The organism is Micromonospora sp. NPDC050397 (assembly GCF_044901685.1).
Taxonomy (GTDB): domain Bacteria; phylum Actinomycetota; class Actinomycetes; order Mycobacteriales; family Micromonosporaceae; genus Micromonospora_G.
In genome coordinates, this window is sequence record NZ_JBJDPS010000002.1 from 598,069 (window position 1) to 613,907 (window position 15,839).

Sequence of the window (15,839 nt, forward strand, 5' to 3'; positions counted from 1 at the left end):
AGGAAAGTGCTCTGACCTGCCGAAACGCGACACAACTGCGGATCGGCGGAGGTCCGTCGGGCGTGCTACCACTTGAAGCCAGGGGGCAAATCATGAGACTCAGCGCCTACCGCGCGATTCGGCATACATCAACCGGCCGTACCGGATCCGACCAGCCGCCCGCCGGCGGCTGCGTGCCCACGGTCCGGAGGGGATGACGATGCGTCCACTGCCGATCATCTCGGGGCGGCACCCGTTCGAGGTGACCCTGCTCGTGGCCGCGGTCGTCTGCGGCTCGGGCCTGGTGCTCGCCGACGCCCGGCCCCGGTCGGTCGCCGTCACGATGCCGGAGGCGGTGCAGGCGATCTGGGAGGTCGGCCTGATCGTCGGCGGCCTGCTCGGCCTCGTCGGCATCACCTGGCGCGGCCAGCTCTCCACCGGTCTGGGGCTGGAACTCGGTGCCATCGTGCTCTTCGGCACCACCACCGGGATGTACACCATCGCCATCTTCGCCACCAGCGGACGTGCCGGCCTGGCCGCCGGCACCTTCGTCGGCGCCGTCTCGGCCGCCTCCCACTGGCGTAGTACGCAGATCGTCCGCGACCTACGCCGGCTTGCCCAGATCGGAGCCGCCTGCACACTCGTCGAGGTCCCCCTGCTCGTAGAGAGAGAATCGCCGTGATCACCGCAGTATCCACCGCGTCCGGGCCGACCTGGATCCAGATCCTGCTCTCCGTGGTGGGACTGCTGGGCGGCACCGGCGGAGTGACCGCGATCGCCACCGTCGCACTGCAGCGACGCAAGTTCCGGGCCGACGCCGCCGACGTACTCACCGACACCGCCCTCACCCTGGTCGATCCACTCAAGACCCGGGTGGCGGAGCTGGAGGCGGAGACCCAACGGGCCCGCCGCCAGGCCGCGGCGGCAAGCCGGGAGATTCGTGAACTCCGTGCCGCGGTCCAGGAAATGACCGACCTCATCCGGCGGTGGCAGCGGGCGATCTTCGCCAGTGACGCCACCATCGAGCGTCTCCGGGAGTACATCCTCGCCGGAGAGGCGGGCGGTGGTCCGGGTTCCCGGATCCCGTGACCCGGACCGCCGAGGGCGCCCCGTGGCCTACCCCCGCCGCAGCGGGAGCTTCATCCCTTCGTGGCTGGCCTGGAATCCCAGCCGCGAGTAGAAGCGGTGGGCGGCCATACGTCGCTTGTCGGTGGTCAACTGGACCAGACCGCAGCCCCGCTCCCTGGCCTGCTCCACCGCCCATTCGATCATCGAGCGGCCCAGTCCGCTGCCGCGTCGGTCGGCACGGACGCGTACCCCCTCGATCTCGGCGCGCTCGGCGCCGCCACGGGTGAGCGACGGGACGAAGGTGAGCTGCATGGTGCCCACCACCTCGCCGTGGTGATCGGCGACGATCAGCACGTTGCGCGGGTCGGCGTCGATCGCCTCGAAGGCGGCCCAGTAGGCGGCGTCCACCTCCTCACCGACGATCTCGCGGGTCGCGCCGAGTTCGTCGTCGGCGAGCAGCGCCACGATCGCCGGTACGTCCGTCCGCCCGGCGACCCGATAGATGATCTCCTCGGTCACCCGGCCAGCCTGACACAGCCGACCGGCGTTCCGGTCAGCGGGCCGGGCAGCGCAGGCCGGCGGGGGGCACGGTGAGGTCGACCAGGTACGCGTCCACCGCCTCGGTGATGCAACGCGTCTGCGGGTACGCGGTGTGGCCCTCGCCGTCCCAGGTCAGCACGGTGCCGACGCCGAGCATCTCGGCCAGCTTCGGCGTCTGCTCGTACGGGGTGGCCGGGTCACCGGTGGTGCCGACGACCAGGATCGGCGGCGCCCCGGTCGCCGGGCCGGTCGGGTAGGGGTCCCGCTGCGCCGGCCAGTACCGGCAGGTCAACAGGCCGAGCGCGAGCGGGGGGCCGAAGAGCGGGTAGCGGGTCCGCCACTGCGACTGGAGATCGCGGATTCCGGCCAGGTCCGGGGTGCCCTCGTCGTCGGCGCAGTTGACGGTCAGGTTGGCGTCGAAGAGGTTCGAGTAGGTGCCGTCCGGCTCGCGTTCGGCGTACGAGTCCGCGCGCTCGAACACCCCGGTCGGGTCCCCGCCCCGCAGTTGGTCGATCGCCTTGGCCAGCTTCTCCCAGTCCGACTCGGCGTAGAGCGAGGCGATCACGGCGTACAGGATCCAACCGCCGGTCGCGGTCCGGCCGCCGCGCCCGCGCACCGGGGAGACGTCCGCCTTCGCCAGCGCCTCGGTCACCGCCGCCCGCGCGTCCGGACCGATCGGGCAACGGGCCGCGTTCTGGGCGCACCACCGGGTGAAGTTGGTGAAGGCCAGCTCGAAGCCCTTGGCCTGGCTCTCCGAGTCGGCGACGCTGTCCTGCTTCGGGTCCACCGCGCCGTCGAGCACGAGCGCCCGGACGTTACGCGGGAAGAGCTGGGCGTACGTCGCCCCGAGCAGGGTGCCGTACGAGTAGCCCAGGTAGGTCAGCTTCTCGTCGCCGACCGCCGCCCGGATCGCGTCCATGTCCCGGGCCGCCTGCTCGGTGGAGAACAGGCGCAGTTCGTCGCCGTACCTGTCGGCGCACGCCTCGCCGATGCGCTGGTTCAGCGCCACCAGCCCGTCGAAGCCGGCCTGAGTGTCCGGGTCGGGGTCGTACCCGAAACTGGCGTCCAGGTTCTCGTCGGAGACACACTCCACCGGGCTGGACCGGGCCACGCCGCGCGGGTCGAAGCCGACGATGTCGAACCGATCGGTCACGTCGGCCGGGATGCCGCCGAAGGCCGAACCGAAGGAGAGGTAGACCGCGGTGTCCACGCCCGAGCCGCCCGGGCCGCCCGGGTTGACCAGCAGCGAACCGATCCGGTCGCGCTGTTTGGCGGAGCGGGCCCGGATCAGGGCGATGCCGAAGGTGTCGCGGTTGTTGGGGGAGGCGGTGGCGCCGGGGGCGAGCCAGTCCCGGGGTACGGCGACGGTCGCGCAGTCGTACCGCATGTCCGGCGCGGCCCGGCCGACCAACTCGCGCGGAACCTCCGGGCAGGGCCGCCAGTCCGCGGTTCCCCCGACCGGCCCGGACGGGGCGGGACCGGCGGCCCCGCCCTCGGTACGCGGCGCGAAGACGGGCAGCGTGCAGCCGCTCAGCAGCAGTGTGGCGGCGACGCAGCCGGCGAGTACGCGCCAGCGTCGGGCGAGCGTGCGGGTCACCAGAGACCTCCCGATCGATCTGTCGGTGTCGCCAGGCTACGCGGTCGGCTCCGCCCGCCCGGTTGCCGCCGGGTCGCCACCGAGCACCTGGTCGACGTCGAACCGGATCGGCCGGTCGAGCTGCTCGTACCCGCAGGACCGGGGGTCCCGGTCCGGCCGCCAGCGGACGAACTGCGCGGTGTGCCGGAACCTGTCCCCCTCCATCGCGTCGTAGCCCACCTCGGCCACCAGGTCGGGGCGGAGCGGCTCCCATTCCAGGCTCTTTGTTCCGGTCCAGCGACTCGGCCCGCCGGGCAGGCGCTGGCCCGGGGTCGGATCGCCGTGCACCCACGGGTGCCCCTCCGGTTCGCCCCGGTAGGGCGCCAGCTCTTCGAGCAGTTCGGCCCGGCGGGCGGCGGTGAACGAGGCGGAGACCCCGACGTGGTGCAGTACGCCGTTGTCGTCGTAGAGCCCGAGCAGCAGCGAACCCACCACCGGACCCGACTTGTGCCAGCGGAACCCGGCCACCACCACGTCCGCCGTACGGGCATGTTTGATCTTGAACATCAGCCGCTTGCCCGGCTCGTACCTGATCTCGGCGGGCTTGGCGATCAGCCCGTCCAGACCGGCACCCTCGAAGATCTCGAACCAGCGTCCGGCGACCTCCGGATCGGCGGTGCTCGGGGTGACGTGCACCGGCGGCTCGACGCCGGCCAGTGCCGCCTCCAGCCGGGACCGGCGGTCCGCGTACGGCAACTCGACCAGGGACACGTCGTCGAGTGCGAGCAGGTCGAACGCGACCAGGTCGGCCGGGGTGGTCTCGGCCAGCATGGCCACCCGCGAGGCGGCCGGGTGGATCCGCTGGCTGAGCAGTTCGAAATCGAGCCGGGGTGCGCCGTCCGGTCCGTCCCGCCGGATCACGACCAGCTCGCCGTCGACCGCGCAGCGCGCCGGCAACTGCCGGCGGGCCTGCTCGACCACCTCGGGGAAGTAACGGGTCAGGGTCTTGCCGCCCCGGCTGGCCAACTCGACCTCGTCACCGTCCCGGAACACGATGCACCGGAACCCGTCCCACTTCGGCTCGTAACTCATGCCGGCGGCGGTGGGGATCCGGGGCACGCTCTTGGCCAGCATCGGCTCGACCGGTGGGTTGATCGGCAGCTCCACCCGCCCAGTCAACCAGACTCAGAAGCGGGCGAAGGAGCGGATCGGCATGCGGGGACCGAAGCGTGGGGCATGGATACCGGCGGTGGCCAGCAGCAGGCAGACCCGGCCACGGTGGCCCCGGAAGGGTTCCAGCAGTTCGAGCATCCGGGCGTCGTCCCCGCGCGCCTGCCCGGCCAGCGCCCAGCTCACCGTGTTCGGGATGTGGTAGTCACCGACGCTCACCGCGTCGGCGTCGCCGTACCCGATCCGGACCACCTCGGCGGCGGTCCACGGTCCGATGCCGACGACGGCGGTCAGCCGTCGGGTCGCCTCGGCCGAGTCGGCGCACCGCTCCAACCGGTCCGCCACCGTCGCCGCCCGGCGCAGCGTGTCGGCCCGGCGCTGTTCCACCCCGAACGGGTGGAACACCCAGTACGGCGCCGCCGCCACCTCGGCCGGCTCCGGTGGTGCCCAAAGCGTCGGCACCGGTCCCGGGGCACGGGTGCCGAAGTGTCGGACCGTGGCCGCGTAACCTCGGAACGCCTCCTTGCCGGTGACCTTCTGTTCGAGGATCGCCCGCAGCAGTCTCGGCCAGACCTGCCCGGTGGCGGGAATCCGCAGGCCACGGTGGGTGTGGGCCAGTTCGGCCACCACCGGGTGGCCGGCGGCGAGGGCCGCGAAGCCGGTCAGGTCGTCCCGGAGTCCGGCGACCGCGTCGGCCCGCTCCAGCACCCATTCGGCGCCGGGTCCGTAGCCGGTGGCGACCAGATCCCCACCGGTACGCCGCAGCGCCAGCGTCGCCGGCCCGGACGGGGTACGGGTGGCCCACCAGAACGTGCCGTCGACAAAGCGGGCACACGGATCATGGTTGCCCATCGCGAGCAGGCCGACCGAGGCGGCGAGCCGGTATCCGTCCGGTGGACGGAGCGTCCGCGTCGCCGCCGCTGTCTCGGTCACCCGGACACTCTGCCACGGGCGAGCGGCCGACGGCGCCCGGGGCAGACCGCTGTGACCTGGGAAAAGAGGGTACGTAAACGGGAGGGCACCGGGACGCCCGTGCGCGTCCCGGTGCCTGTCCTACCCGGAGCAGGTCGGCTGACCTGGCAGTTGTAGGGGCCGTCCTTCCTGTCCGTCCGCTCGGTCGCGGGCCAGCCGTGGGGATTGGTTGGGGACCTGATGGCACACCGGCCGTGGAGGGGTGGTTGGTGGTGTGCCCACCTGCTCCGGGAAGTTGTTACCCGTCACCCGTCGACGGTCAGCGGGTGACGGTGACCCGGACCACGTCGAAGGCGGGGATCTGGTTGGCCCGCTGCATCATCGGCACCCGGTGCGAACCGTCACCGGCCCACGAGGCGCACTGTGCCTCACCGGCGGCCGGCAGACCCGGCACGGTCACCGTGACCTCGTCGGCCCGCGCGCCGCCCTTGCCGTCCTCGGTGGCGACGAAGAACGCCGGCACCGGCGCCGGGTCCGGAGCGCTCCGGTCGCTGGTGAGCATCCGGCAGGCGGTGTGGAAGTGGCCGCGTACCAGGCCCTCCTCGGTCAGGAAGGAGCTCTCCTTGTAGTAGCCGCCCTGACCGGCCGCGAGGAAGCGGTCCCGGACCAGGTTGCGGGTGCTGACCCGGATGGTGAACGACTGGTTCACCCGGACCCGACGCGGGGCGTTGGTGATCAGCAGCGACGGGTTGTCCTCGGCGGTCGCGACCTCACCGAACTCGGTGCTGACGCAGCGGTCACCGTTCTGGAAGCCGTCGTGCGGCTGCTTCTGGCTCTGCTCGCAGCTGTTGCCGAGGATCTCCAGCGGGGCCCCGGGGTTGGCCGGGTTGCCGACCGGGGGAGCGCTGGTCGGCGCACCGGGGCTGGGGGTGCAGTTGCGACCCCGGTTGCGGTCCTGCTGCCGGTTCTGCGATCCGGCGATCAGCGGCTCCTGCCCGTCGCCGGGGTGCTGGATCGAGCCGTGGTCGTGGTACGCCGCCGCCGTGTTGGACGGGTTCGGCGCGCCGCCGGTCGGGGCCGCGCTGCCGGGCGCCAGGGTGGCCGCCGGTGCGCTCGCACCGGGCGAGGCCGGCGCGGGCGTCGGCGGCTTCGCCGGGGATGTCGCCGGGGGGCACCAGTTGCTGCCCCGGTTGCGCCAGCCGTTCGTGCCCGCCGAGGAGATCTGGGTGACCGCGACGATGCCGCCGAAGACGACCAGGGTGGAGAGTACGGCGATGAGCCGGGTACGGCGCGGCGGACGGATCTTCCCGCGTTGCCGAGTGCTGCGGGCAGGGGTGTCGTTCACGTGGAGCACCTCTTCCTTAGAGGGTTGATCAGCGGGGGCGGATCAGGCGGACCATGCTGTAGGCACCGGCGATGAGCGCGGCCAGCAGCACGAGCCAGACGACGGTCGGGTTGATGCCGCCGGTGGCGGCGCGGGTGTCGACGCTGCTGAGAAGCGAGCCCTTGCCGCCCACGACGGCTGCCGCCGCGTCGGCGGGGGCGGGGGCCGGTGGCAGCGGGAGCCGCTCGTAGTCGACCAGCCCGGTGCTTTCCAACAGGGTGATGTGGGTGAGTACGAACGCGTTCGCCTGCGCGGCGAGTTCCTGGACCACCCCGTTACGGGTACCGGCGCGGACGGCGCCGATCGCCGGGAAGATCTTGCCGTGGGCGGCCCGCAGCCGTTCCACGAAGACCAGGTCGAACTGCGGGCCGGTGGCCCGCTGCATCTCCGCGAGCCAGCCCTTCTGCTCGGGGGTCGGCTCGGTCGGCAGGGGCACGCCGAGCTTCGCCGCGGCCCTTTCCACCAGCTCGTCCAGTGCCATGTGCTGGGGGCCGATCTTGCCGCCGACCTCCTTGACCTTCGGGGACGAGCCCTTGGCCACCGCCATGTCGCTGGCCGGCATCTCCCAGAGCCCGGCCAGCTTGACCTTGACCAACAGGTCCCGGTCGGCCGGGCCGACGGGTCCGGCGGCGGACGGCTTGGCCGGCATCTCCAGCAGCGGATTCGGCACCGCGGTGCTGACCGGGCCACCCGTCGGGTGGGCGACCACCGGACCCAGGGCCAGTGCCGGCGGCACCGCCCGGGGCGGCTGCTGCATCGGCTGGGCCGCTCGTACCGGTTGGACCTGGGCTGGCCGGGCCTGCGCCGGCTGGCCGCCGAGCGGAGCGGCGGTGGCCGCCACCGGGGCGCCGAGCACCCCGCCGAGCAGGGCGCCGGCAATTCCGGTGGTCAACGCCACCGGCCAGTTCGGCCCGCGTCGCCGGCGTGGCAGTGCGGTCAACATGGGCTCACCTCCCCCTGACAATCAACAAATCTTCGACTGCCCGGAAACCGTACGGATCGTATTGTCCGGCCGTCAATCCGGGGTCAACAAGATACGGAATTCTTAGGTCTTACTTAACAGGAACTTATGTTGGCGACGGTCAACCGGGGACATCATCCGTTCGGCCGATGGGCGCGGTTCAATGCCCAGGCCACAACGTTGGTCAGGGTCGCCTTGACTTTTGCGCCCGGGTCACCATACTGGCTGGTAGCCCAGAATGGTATAGACCCGTGGCGCTGGGCTGGTGTCATCTGGAATAGGAGGACCGCAGACGTGCGCAGTGCGCAGGAAAGCGTGCATCTCATCGCCGCGACCGTGGGATTTATTTCATTCTTCCTGCTCTGGCTCGCGGTGCTGTCCGGCCTGGTCCTCCGCAACGGCTGGGCGCTCACCCGCATCCGGCACTCGACCGCTCACGCCACGCACTCCACCATCGCCCTGCTCGGACTCTGCCTCGCGCTGGTGCACGGTTTCGCCCAACTCGCCTCGCCCGGCGGTCCGGTTCGGCTGGTGGACCAGTTCATCCCCTTCCTCAACCCCACCGATCCGATCGGCATCGGGGTCGGCGTCGTCGCGCTGGAGCTGATGCTCGCCACGACCCTCTCCGTACTGATCCAACGTCGGTTGGGATACGCGCGGTGGCGGGCGTTGCACGCGTTGACGTACGTGGCCTTCATGCTGCTCGTCGCACACGTGCTGATCTCCGGCTCGGATGTCGGGCCACCCGTCGTCTGGGGCAGCGTACTGGTGGCCTGGCTGTCCACTGTGGCGCTCTGGATCACGACCACACCGTGGATCGGCGACCTGCGCCGTGACCTCGGCGACCGGTTCGCCTCCCGGCGACGCGGGCAGGAGATCACGGTGAACGTGGACGCCAACCGGTGCGCCCGGTTCGGCTTCTGCGAGCACGAGGCGCCGGACGTGTTCACGCTGCGCGGCGACGGCCGGCTCGCGTACAAGGCCATGGTGCCGGCGGACCAGACCAACGCGGTGATCCGAGCGGTCGAGGTCTGCCCCGCACGGGCGATTACCCTCAACCGGGTGCCGACCACCGTGCTCACCCCACTCCCGGTCGACCTCGATCTCGACCCGGACACCGATCCCGAGGACGACCGCCGGTCCACCCGGGTCGGTCGGCGTCCCCGGCCCCGACCGGCTCCCCGCTCCGTACCCTCGGGCAGTGGCACGGGGGTGCACCGCCGCGACGGTGCACCGTGAGGCGGCGACGCGCCGTCCGCTCCGCGTACGACCGGGTCGTGGTGGTCGGTGCGGGCCGGGCCGGGGTGGCCGCCGCCGAGGAACTGCGCCGGGCCGGTTTCCGGGGCGAGGTACGCGTGATCGGCGACGAACCGGGTGCCCCGTACGACCGCCCGGCCTGTTCGAAGGGGCTGCTCACCGGACACCGGCGCCCCGCTGACGTGCGCATGCCGGTGCTGGACGGCGCCGACATCACCTGGCATCTCGGCCGCCGGGCGGTGCACCTGGACCCGGACGACCGGGTGGTCAGCACCGACACCGGCGAGCGCTTCCGTTACGACGGGCTGGTGATCGCCAGCGGCGCCCGCGCCGCGCTGCCCCGGGGCTGGCCGGTCGGCGAAGCCGGACTGCACACCCTGCGCACCATCGCCGACGCGTGGGCGCTGCGCGGTGCCCTGCGCGACGCCCAACGGGTGGTGGTGATCGGGGCCGGGCTGACCGGTTGCGAGGTGGCGTCCGCCATCCGCACCCTGGCCCGTGACTGCGTACTGGTCGACTCGATGCCGTACGTCCTCGCCAACGCGGTCGGCGAGACCGTCGGCCGGATGGTCACCAGGGAGGTGGCCCGCGACGGGGTCCAGTTGCGACTCGGCCGCCGGGTCACCGGGCTGAACCGGCGTCGCCGGGGCTGGCTGGTGGAGCTCGACGACGGTGACGAGGTCCTCGCCGACCTGGTCGTGACGACCACCGGCGAGCGACCCGACGTCGACTGGCTCGACGGCACCGGGATCGACATCAGCGACGGGGTGCGCTGCGACGAGAGTCTCCGGGTGCTCGGTGTCGAGGGTGTGGTCGCCGCCGGCACCGTCGCCCGCTGGCCGAACCTCCGCTACTCCCACCGGCCGCGCCGGTGTGGACACTGGATCGCCGCACTGGAGCAGGGCCGCGCGGCCGCGCACACCCTGCTCGCCGGGGAGCGCGAGATCCCACCGGTGACCCTGGTGCCGAGATTCTGGTCCGACCAGTACGGTCTGCGCGTTCAGGTCTGCGGTGAACTGCCGTCGTACGCCGAGGTGATGGTCACCGAGATGCGGCCCGGTCGCCGCGACGCGGCCCGGGCCGGCGTGCTGGTCGGCTACCACGACGAGGGTCGACTCGTCGGTCTGGTCGCGGTCAACGCGCCGCATGCCTTCACCTCCATCACCCGGTCCATGCTCGCCGCCCCGGTCACCCTGGCCGCGCCCGCTCCCGTGGCGGTCACCGCGACCGCCCCGGTCCCGGCTCCCGCCGTTGGCACCGCCAGGCCGGCTGCCCGACGGCTCGCCGAGGCGAGCTGACCGCCGGCCGCCCGTCGGCCACGAGAGATCCGTCGACCTGACAATGCCCCCGGCGACGGCCGGCCGCGCCCAGTACGGCAACGGTCGGCCGCCGCGTCGGGGGCCACACGGTCAGTACGAGTACGCGTCGCCGCCGGTGTTCTCGGCGGCACCGGCCTCGCCCTCCAGCGGCGGCGGGGCAACGGCCTTCGGGGTGCCCTCGGGCAGGCAGCTCAGGTTCTTCTTGCCGTCGGGGGCGACGACGAACCAGGTGCCACCGACGCCCTGGCCCTTCCACTGGCCCGGCTTCAGGTCACCGACGTAGCGGTAGAGCGGCCAGCCGCCCAGCGTGATCTGCCGGGTGCCGTCCTCGCGGGTCACCTCGCCGACCTTCTCGTCCGAGACGCCGGTCAGTTCGGTGTTGCCGTCGGTGATCGCGGGCGGCCAGACCCGGGCGCAGTCGCCGTTGCAGTTCGTGGTCGGCGGGTTGGCCGAGTCCTTGTCGAACCGGTAGAGGATCCAGCCCTTCTGGTCGGTGACCACCGAACCCATCTTGGCGACATCCTTGGCGATGAGCTGCGTGGTGAGAGGAACATTCGACGGCGGTTTCGCCGCGGCGGACTCGGAGGGCTCCGGGGTCGGGCTCGCGGCGGCGGCCGCGGCCTCGGCATTTGCCACCGGCTCGGTGTCGGTGGCCTGGCTGGCGTCGTAGCCGGCCGGGGCGCAAGCCGTCAGTGCGGCGATCGCGGTCATTGCGGCCAGCGTGCTCGCCACGGTGACGGTTCGCTTCATCAGTGCCACGTGTCCTCCTCAGCTTGGCAGGTCACCGGGAAGTACGGCGGGTTCGGCCGAGCGGATGAGTGATTCACCGTGGACAATTTCACAGTAAGTCGTTGAACTGTTCGCGCCGATTTCCCGTACCCGGCCGGGGGGAAGTGGCTGCCGCCTCGGGGGGTGGGTGGGGTTACCAGGGACGGGGTCGGATCGGTAGCGTCCGTGCATGCCCGTTACCGCGCCCCGCGACCTCCTGGCCGGCTTCACCGCCGCCCAGCCGTACACCATCGACGCCGTCGCAGATGCTCCCAGCTCACCGGGGGTGCACGTGGTTCTCGACGCCGGCACGGTGGTCTACGTCGGGTGGACGGGCAACCTGCGACGCCGGCTGCGGCAGCACCTGACCGGCAACCGGGGATCGTCGGTCCTGCACGACCAGGTCGGCCAGCTCCTCGACACGCCCGGCAGTGCGGCGGCGGCCGCCGACATCGCCGGCTGGCTCGGCCGCTGCACGGTCCGCTGGCAGGAGATCGACAACCCGGGGGGTACGAAGGACGCCCTGGTCGTGGCCCTGCACCCGTGCTTCAACCGGCAGGTGCCGAAACAGCGTCGGGCACCCGCCGGTCGCGCCTGATCCCGCCTACCGGGTGGTTGGCACCCCGACTACCAGGGCAGGACGCCGTACGAGCCGTCCGCCAGGTGACCCCAGAACAGCCCGGTCGGACCGTCGTCGGGCAGGGTGGCCAGGTGCACGCTCACCTCGGCGCCCTGCTCCGGCGTACGGAAGCCGTTGTGGTGGTTCAGGTCGGTCGCACAGTAGCCGGGATTGGCCCCGTTCACCTTGACCGGGCTGTCCCGGAGCTCCTTGGCGTACATCGCGGTGACCATGTTCAGCGCCGTCTTCGACGACGGGTACGCCACCGAGGCGACCGGGAACAGCGGGTGCGCCGGGTCGGTCATGATGCCGATCGAGCCGACCTCGCTGCTGACGTTGACGATCCGGGCCGATGGGGCGGACAGCAGCAGCGGCAGCAGCGCGTTGGTGACCGCGACGACGCCGAAGACGTTGGTCTCGTACACCTCCCGCAGGGTCGCCAGCCGGGTCTCGCTCGGCCGCCCGGTCCCGTCACCCCGGGCGATCCCGGCGTTGTTCACCAGTACGTCGAGCCGGCCGTAGCGCTCCTCGACCAGCTTCGCGGCCCTCGCCACCGACTCCTCGTCGGTGACGTCCAGCGGTACGGCGTGCGCGTCGGCGCCGCCCTCGCGCAGTGCCCGCTCGGCCGCCCGTCCCCGCTCCGGGTCCCGGGCCCCGACCAGGACGGTGCGGCCGAGCGCGCCGAGTCGCCGGGCGGTGGCCAGGCCGATTCCCTTGGTTGCCCCGGTGACCAGGGCGATGGTGGTGTTGGTCATGGGACAAGAGAGTGGCGCCGGCCACGCCGGGCCGGGAGAGACCGGCCGAGGCTGGTACCGCCGGTACCACCCACCCGGTCGGCGGATGAGGCACCCTTGGCTGATGAGTGCGACGGAGGCCGGTGCCGGGCTGCGGCGCGACGAGCTGGCGGCCTTCCTGCGCAGCCGGCGGTCCCGGCTGCGCCCGGCCGACGTGGGACTGCCCGACGGCGTCCGCCGCCGCACCCCGGGGCTGCGCCGCCAGGAGGTGGCCCAGCTCGCCGGCATGTCGATCGACTACTACATCCGGCTGGAGCAGCGCCGGGGACCGCACCCGTCCCGGCAGGTGCTGACGGCGTTGGCCCGCGCGCTGATGCTCGACCGCGACGAGCGGGAGTACCTGTTCCGGTTGGCGGGCGAGAGCACGCCCGCGGTGCCCGGCCCCAGCCGGCAGGTGGCCCCCGGAGTGCGTCACCTGATCGACGCGATGGTCGAGACCCCCGCGTACGTGGTCGACGCCAAGTACGACGTGCTGGCCTGGAACCGGTCGGCGGTCCACTTCGTCGGTGACCTGTCGACCGTACCGGCGTCGGACCGGAACATGATCCGTTGGATGTTCCGCCGGCCCGACGGCGACCGGCACTGGGACGACCCGGACGCGCTCCGGTTCGCCCGCAGCTCGGTCGCGGACCTGCGGGCCGCCTACGGCCGCTACCCGGGGGACCGGAGCATCGCGGAGCTGGTCACCGAACTGCTCGGCACCTCGCCCCGGTTCGCCCGGTGGTGGGCGGACCACGAGGTGGAGGTGCGGCGGCGGATCGTCAAGCGGGTGACACATCCGGGGTTCGGACCACTGGAGTTCGAGTGCCAGGTGCTGCACCTGGCCGAGAGCGACCAGCGGCTGATCGTCTACGTCGCCGAACCCGGCTCGCCCACCCACGGGGTGTTCCGCCGGCTCGGCGCCCACGTCGAGCCCGCCACCGGGGCTGCCGGTTCCGGCGCACCGGAACCGGCGTCACCCGTTACAGCGGTACGGTGACCAGCGCGGTCGCCGTACCCTTCGCGTCGACCGCCTGCACCTGCATCCGGTCGATGTCGGCCCGCTGCGCCGAGGTGGTGCTCTGCAACAGCAGCGGTTCCGGGTGCGCCGGGGTGCCGTAGCCGTCCGGCGGCACCGTCCAGCTCGACAGCACCTCCGGGGCGCCGTTGCGACGCAGCACCACCAGCCGGCAGGTACGCGGACCGGTGAGGTTGCTGAGCGCGAACGACACCTGGGTGCCGAACGGCCGACCGTCCAGCAGCAGGTCGGCCCGTACGCCGGTGTCCTTGTCGGTCACCGTCAGCTTCTCCGCGTTCTCCATCTCGGGGCCGCCGAAGCCGCCGCCGGTCAGGGGCGGGTTGCCGGGGGCGGTCGCCGAGCCCGACGGTGTGGGCAGGGCCTGCGTGCTCGGGTTGCCGGACCAGCTCGCCCCGGCGACCAGGGAGAGCCCGCTCAGCAGGGCCACCACCACCACACCCGCGGCCAGGCTGAGGATCCGCTGCTTGCGGGCCCGGCGCCGGTCCAGGCTGACCACGTTCAGCGCCCGGGTGACAAGCTGGTCGTCGGCGGTGGAGCGTTCCATCACCGCCAGGTCGTCGCCGTCGACCTCGGCCAGCAGGTCGACCACCGGCAGCATCGACTCCAGTTCCCCGGCGCAGGCCCAGCAGTCCGCCAGGTGCTCCTCGAACCGGATGGTGTCCTCTTCGTCGAGCACGCCGAGCGCGTACGAGGCGACGTCGAAGTGGTCGGACCGGCTCATTCGGTCACCCCCCGCTGTTGCAGCGCGGTCCGCAGGGCGCGTAGCGCGTAGTAGACCCGGGACTTGGCGGTGCCCAGTGGCAGCCCCAACTCCTCGGCGGCTTCCGGCACCGTACGGCCCCGGAAATAGGTCGCGACCAGGATTTCCCGGTGCGAGTCGCTCAGTGTGCGGAGTGCGTCGGTAACCGTCATCAGGCGTAGCACCCGCTCGGTTTCGTCGGCTTCGGAAAAGGTCTCCAGATCTCGGTCATAGGTTTCCGCTGGCCGGGCCTGACCGCTGCGATGTTCGTCGATGACGATTCGTCGGGCGACGGTCACCAGCCAGGGCCGCAGGGAGGTCTGTCCCTGGGCACCCAGCCGGTGCGCGTTGCGCCAGGCGCGGAGCAGCGTCTCCTGTACGACATCCTCGGCCCGTTGCCGGTCCCCGCCGGTGAGGCGGAGCACGAACATCAGCAAAGGGCCCGCATGCTGCTCGTACAGGTGCCGAACCAAATCGTCCGAACGGTTGGCCTCGGCTGATCCGGATTGGTGGCGGCCGGTAGCCGATCGTGGCGTCACGCGCCCATCATTGCGGGCCGCGTTTCGCGCGTCGATACCGCCCCCGGCTTCAATATTCCGCGTTGGCCGGGGCGCGCGTACCCAGTCCGCCCGGACCAGGTCGGCAGGCCGTTCCTCGGTCACCGTACGCATTCACCCCTCCGCTTCCCGTCAACGGGCAACGGGAGGTACGGATCGCGGGCGGCATCGGATCAACGAGTTTCGTACGGATCCTGATCGGCCCCCGGCGAGAGCGGAATCACCCGCTCCGCTGTGGCGTGGATCACCCGGCGACGCCGAACGTACCGGCCGGGGGTGGGGCGGAGCCGGTCGCTGTGGCGTCGACCACCACCCGCGCGCCACCAGCGAAGCGGTCCAGCTCGTCGTCGGCGAGGACGCGGCCGGGGAACCAGTCACCGGCCGCCCGCCGGGTCAGCTCGGCCACCGGTGGCGGCACCCGACCGGCGACCAGCACGAGGTTGCCGTACCGCCGGCCGCGCAGCACCGCCGCGTCGGCGACCAGGCAGGCCAGCGGCAACACCGAGCGGACCGTGGCGACCTGCGCCCGGGCGTGCCGCAGCGGCGGCCCGTCGGCGATGTTGACCAGGTAGGTGCCGCCCGGCCGGAGCACCCGGGCGACCTCCTCGGCGAATTCGACCGAGGTCAGCCGGGCCGGGGTGCGGGCACCGGCGAAGACGTCCGCGACAACCAGGTCGAAGGAGTCGTCCGCCGATCCGCTCAGCGCCTCCCGGGCGTCGGCCACCCGCACCCGCAGCCGGGCCTGGGGCGGCCAGGGCAGCTCGCGCCGGACCAGCTCGACCAGGGCGGCGTCGATCTCGACCACCCGTTGGGTCGAGCCGGGTCGGGTTTGCGCCACGTACCGGGGCAGGGTCAGCGCGCCGCCGCCGAGATGCAGTGCCCGCAGCGGCTGCCCGGCCGGGGCGGTCAGGTCGATCGCGGCGGCCATCCGGCGGACGTACTCGAACTCCAGGTGGGTCGGGTCGTCCAGGTCGACGTGCGACTGCGGGGCGCCGTCCAGTTTCAGGGTGAACCCGCGTGGCCGGTCCGGGTCGGGCACCAGTTCGGCGAGGCCGGTGTCGACCCGTACGGCGAGCCGGTCCGGACCCCGTTTACGTGCCATGCCGCCCAGTATCGCCGTCCCGCCACCGCCCCCGTCGCCGAGCATGGCCAGGATCACCGGAGCGGGACACCGGCCC

General features: G+C 72.2%; 17 protein-coding genes. 6 read left to right on the forward strand and 11 right to left on the reverse strand.

Annotation, left to right across the window (positions count from 1 at the left end):
* Nucleotides 1-193: 193 nt before the first annotated feature.
* Both ACI2K4_RS08840 and ACI2K4_RS08845 read left to right on the forward strand, forming a co-directional pair.
* Complete coding sequence (locus ACI2K4_RS08840; RefSeq protein ID WP_404509843.1) at nt 194-661, forward strand: hypothetical protein; 468 nt, start codon at nt 194-196, stop codon at nt 659-661.
* Nucleotides 658-1,068 (forward strand): hypothetical protein, encoded by a 411-nt coding sequence (locus ACI2K4_RS08845; RefSeq protein ID WP_404509845.1) that lies wholly within the window; start codon nt 658-660, stop codon nt 1,066-1,068. The genes ACI2K4_RS08840 and ACI2K4_RS08845 overlap by 4 nt, the downstream gene beginning before the upstream one ends.
* A 27-nt stretch (nt 1,069-1,095) precedes the next feature.
* On the opposite strand, the gene ACI2K4_RS08850 is transcribed toward ACI2K4_RS08845, so the two are convergent.
* The 6 genes from ACI2K4_RS08850 to ACI2K4_RS08875 form a co-directional block, all read right to left on the reverse strand.
* Nucleotides 1,096-1,554: a GNAT family N-acetyltransferase gene (locus ACI2K4_RS08850; RefSeq protein WP_404510307.1), complete on the reverse strand. Its 459-nt coding sequence runs from the start codon at nt 1,552-1,554 to the stop codon at nt 1,096-1,098.
* Between the two features lie 46 nt (nt 1,555-1,600).
* Complete coding sequence (locus ACI2K4_RS08855) at nt 1,601-3,184, reverse strand: alpha/beta hydrolase (protein WP_404509847.1); 1,584 nt, start codon at nt 3,182-3,184, stop codon at nt 1,601-1,603.
* 36 nt (nt 3,185-3,220) lie between these two features.
* A complete protein-coding gene (locus ACI2K4_RS08860) occupies nt 3,221-4,330 on the reverse strand; it encodes an ATP-dependent DNA ligase (RefSeq protein WP_404509848.1) in 1,110 nt (369 codons plus the stop codon).
* An 18-nt stretch (nt 4,331-4,348) separates the two neighbouring features.
* Entirely contained in the window at nt 4,349-5,266 is a 918-nt protein-coding gene (locus tag ACI2K4_RS08865) for a DNA-3-methyladenine glycosylase family protein (protein WP_404509849.1), read from the reverse strand.
* 298 nt (nt 5,267-5,564) lie between these two features.
* Entirely contained in the window at nt 5,565-6,590 is a 1,026-nt protein-coding gene (locus ACI2K4_RS08870; protein WP_404509850.1) for a Pecanex-like protein 1, read from the reverse strand.
* Nucleotides 6,591-6,618: 28 nt separating this feature from the next.
* On the reverse strand, nt 6,619-7,572 hold the full coding sequence (locus tag ACI2K4_RS08875) for a DUF4142 domain-containing protein (RefSeq protein WP_404509851.1): 954 nt from the start codon (nt 7,570-7,572) through the stop codon (nt 6,619-6,621).
* Between the two features lie 312 nt (nt 7,573-7,884).
* On the opposite strand from ACI2K4_RS08875, the gene ACI2K4_RS08880 reads away from it, so the two are divergent.
* Both ACI2K4_RS08880 and ACI2K4_RS08885 read left to right on the forward strand, forming a co-directional pair.
* Nucleotides 7,885-8,829 carry a ferric reductase-like transmembrane domain-containing protein gene (locus ACI2K4_RS08880; protein ID WP_404509853.1) on the forward strand — a complete coding sequence of 315 codons (945 nt, stop codon included), beginning with the start codon at nt 7,885-7,887 and terminating at the stop codon, nt 8,827-8,829.
* The gene (locus ACI2K4_RS08885) at nt 8,826-10,145 is read left to right on the forward strand and encodes an NAD(P)/FAD-dependent oxidoreductase (RefSeq protein WP_404509855.1); all 1,320 of its coding nucleotides are present in this window, start codon (nt 8,826-8,828) and stop codon (nt 10,143-10,145) included. Before ACI2K4_RS08880 ends, ACI2K4_RS08885 begins: the two co-directional genes overlap by 4 nt.
* 111 nt (nt 10,146-10,256) lie before the next feature.
* Here ACI2K4_RS08885 and ACI2K4_RS08890 read toward each other — a convergent pair whose 3' ends face one another.
* Nucleotides 10,257-10,916 (reverse strand): hypothetical protein, encoded by a 660-nt coding sequence (locus ACI2K4_RS08890; RefSeq protein ID WP_404510308.1) that lies wholly within the window; start codon nt 10,914-10,916, stop codon nt 10,257-10,259.
* A 208-nt stretch (nt 10,917-11,124) separates the two neighbouring features.
* On the opposite strand from ACI2K4_RS08890, the gene ACI2K4_RS08895 reads away from it, so the two are divergent.
* The gene (locus ACI2K4_RS08895) at nt 11,125-11,532 is read left to right on the forward strand and encodes a hypothetical protein (RefSeq protein ID WP_404509856.1); all 408 of its coding nucleotides are present in this window, start codon (nt 11,125-11,127) and stop codon (nt 11,530-11,532) included.
* A gap of 29 nt (nt 11,533-11,561) precedes the next feature.
* On the opposite strand, the gene ACI2K4_RS08900 is transcribed toward ACI2K4_RS08895, so the two are convergent.
* On the reverse strand, nt 11,562-12,308 hold the full coding sequence (locus ACI2K4_RS08900) for an SDR family oxidoreductase (protein ID WP_404509858.1): 747 nt from the start codon (nt 12,306-12,308) through the stop codon (nt 11,562-11,564).
* Nucleotides 12,309-12,411: 103 nt separating this feature from the next.
* Between ACI2K4_RS08900 and ACI2K4_RS08905 the strand changes: the two genes are divergently transcribed.
* Nucleotides 12,412-13,326, forward strand: coding sequence for a helix-turn-helix transcriptional regulator (locus ACI2K4_RS08905; RefSeq protein ID WP_404509859.1), 915 nt, complete (start codon nt 12,412-12,414; stop codon nt 13,324-13,326).
* Here the strand turns inward: ACI2K4_RS08905 and ACI2K4_RS08910 are convergent.
* From ACI2K4_RS08910 to ACI2K4_RS08920, 3 genes are all read right to left on the reverse strand, one after another.
* Entirely contained in the window at nt 13,310-14,086 is a 777-nt protein-coding gene (locus tag ACI2K4_RS08910; RefSeq protein ID WP_404509860.1) for an anti-sigma factor family protein, read from the reverse strand. The two genes, ACI2K4_RS08905 and ACI2K4_RS08910, sit on opposite strands and share 17 nt — an antisense overlap.
* Nucleotides 14,083-14,775 (reverse strand): sigma-70 family RNA polymerase sigma factor, encoded by a 693-nt coding sequence (locus tag ACI2K4_RS08915; RefSeq protein WP_404509861.1) that lies wholly within the window; start codon nt 14,773-14,775, stop codon nt 14,083-14,085. Before ACI2K4_RS08915 ends, ACI2K4_RS08910 begins: the two co-directional genes overlap by 4 nt.
* 130 nt (nt 14,776-14,905) lie before the next feature.
* Complete coding sequence (locus tag ACI2K4_RS08920; protein ID WP_404509862.1) at nt 14,906-15,763, reverse strand: spermidine synthase; 858 nt, start codon at nt 15,761-15,763, stop codon at nt 14,906-14,908.
* Nucleotides 15,764-15,839 lie beyond the last annotated feature (76 nt).